At 43.8% G+C, this 2347-nt stretch carries 1 protein-coding gene and 1 pseudogene; both read right to left on the reverse strand.

The features are described 5' to 3' along the window. Window positions 1-15: 15 nt before the first annotated feature. Window positions 16-270 (reverse strand): annotated as a pseudogene (locus ACEW9J_RS02680) (ISKra4 family transposase); the annotation flags it as partial. Between the two features lie 468 nt (window positions 271-738). After that, the gene (locus ACEW9J_RS02685; protein WP_373543604.1) at window positions 739-2079 is read right to left on the reverse strand and encodes a cytochrome P450; all 1341 of its coding nucleotides are present in this window, start codon (window positions 2077-2079) and stop codon (window positions 739-741) included. Window positions 2080-2347: the final 268 nt, after the last annotated feature.

A 2347-nucleotide genomic window follows, 5' to 3' on the forward strand; every position in this document is an offset into this window, starting at 1 on the left:
CATCCCACTTTTTATTTAGCGATCGCGAATTAACCCGTTCAGGTAAGCGCCGCGGTGCGCGAGTACTTGAGGAACATTTTCAGCTTTCCACTGCGCCCCAGAGATTTTAGTACGGCGATCGATCTGTTTAATTGTAGACTCGATGGAGCCAGAACCAATGGAATAAATTTGTTCGGCTTGAAAATAATAATAATTAATTATCCGATGACGATGTTTCTCTAGATAAGCACAAAAGTTTTCAGCTTGTTTCAGGCTACAATCACTGAATAATTTAAGACTGATGCACTTATTCGTAAGCAACATACCTCCAAGTATGGACTTATTTGAGTATGACGTTTGATATTTAATTTCGCTGCTTGTTTGCTCGTAATCACCAGCTCTCCAATTATGCTTTGGATCTGTCTTTTATATCCTCCCGTTTCAACTGTGATATTTTCGATAAAAAAATTCCGACTTCTGGCATTACATGTTTTTGCATTCTCTCCCTGACTACTTCTTCTATTTTCCCTCAGCTTGTCAGTTCTTCTTTTGCTGTATTTCTATACAAAATTTTGGCGATAGCTCTAGCATGTTGCTCGATCTCTCAAATCTGCTTAGTCGATCGATCGAGGAATTTACGAACAATTGTATGATACTCATCTTGATGGGTTATTTCTCGGAGATGTCCTCCACTTTCAAAGAAATCAATGTGAAAAATTTATTTTCCATCCTGTAATAGCGTCATAAATTATGTCATTTCTAGATCGAAACAAAGGTTGCTTTTAACTGCTTCTGCATCGTAGATGGGCGACGTACTGGGGCAATTTCAGCGGTTGTCGGTGTTACTGTCCAATCGTATTTTTGCAGCAATGTCGAGAGAATTATTTTCATCTCCATTTGGGCGAGTTCCACGCCGATACAGGTATGTGCGCCACCACCAAACCCAATTAATGAATAAGGCTGCTTTTTGTCCTCCTCTCGCGGCGGTGCAAACCTGTCGGGATCGAACGCATCGGGATTTTGATAAATCTCTGGCAAGCGATGAGTCAGCATCGGCGAAATAAATACAAACCAACCAGCGGGAATTAGATAGCCAGCATATTCGATATCTGCCAACGCCACACGCGCAATCAGAAAGGCTGGTGGGTAGAGGCGTTCGCCTTCTTTGATAACATTAGTCATGTTGGGAAGTTGACGGAGATGAGTCATGGAGATCGGCTCTTTGCCCATCACTTGCTGCTGTTCGTCGCGCAATCTTTGTCGCCATTCGGGACAATTGCCCAGTTCAAATAACAACCAACTCATCAGGGTCGATGTGGTATCATGCCCAGCAAATAGAAACGCGATCGCTTGGTCGATTACCTGAGTCTCAGTGAATTTATTGCCATCTTCATCGATCGTATTCACGAGTAAACTAAGTACATCTGTCGATCGATCCAAGTCACCGAGTGCCGATCTTTGAGCGATAACTTGACGAATATAGTTAGCAATTTTGCGACGGGCGGTTTGCCCGCGTCCGTAACTTGTCAGGGGAATATCCCAGCGGATGACACCAGAGACACTATCGACTAGAGTATTGAACCACTCGCTCACTTGCTCGATTTCTGCCGTACTTTCACTACCCAAAAAAATCTTCACCACGACAGTCAGCGTGAGCTTGTGTAACTCCGCACTGAGATCGATCTTCCCACGTTCGCCCCAATCAGCCATCGCAGCGGTGACAACTGACTGAATCGTATCAAAGTAAGACGCGATCGCCTGTTGATGGAATACAGGCAAAATCATCCTTCGATTCGTGCGATGCGCTTCGCCATCTTTTAGTAATACACTATCCGGCGAAATTGTTGCCAATAATTTATTACCCAACCGCGATGATAGTCGATCGGCGGCATCCTTGAACACCAGTCGATTTGCCTCTGTCCCCACTAGACAAACCGTTTTGCCAAATATAAGCGACGATGTTTTGAAAATATTGCCATTGTCTTGATGCTTTTGCCAATAAAACTCTTCCCGCTTGACGAGAAAATCAATTAGTTCGCCAATAATCGGTAATCCATAGCTACCTGGGATCGATTCGGCAGATTTGAGTTTATCAGTCATCACCACAAGTTTTGCTAAGTGGGCATCCACCCAGGTTGAGTATGCTTTTTATGTTAGCGAAGATCGAACTTCTCATGCAGCAATTCCAAATTCAGAACGAGTCTAGGTCATTTCAGCTAATTGACAACCCTTGAAGGCGTTCTCCAGATTCAAGCGATCGAGTGCAAGGGTTTTGAGCCTTTCAACGTCAAAACCTTGCACTTAATTTCTGAAAAAAGGCTCAAAACCCTTGCAGTGATTGGCTTGCTGAGATCTTCAGCAAGCCCTA

The sequence above is a fragment of the Chamaesiphon sp. genome (genome assembly GCF_041737865.1).
Classification (GTDB): Bacteria; Cyanobacteriota; Cyanobacteriia; order Cyanobacteriales; family Chamaesiphonaceae; genus Chamaesiphon.

What these genes read in the sequence shown, in the direction of transcription:
- ACEW9J_RS02685 (WP_373543604.1), bottom strand. Translation starts at nt 2,079, where the DNA reads ATGACTGATAAACTCAAATCTGCCGAATCGATCCCAGGTAGCTATGGA.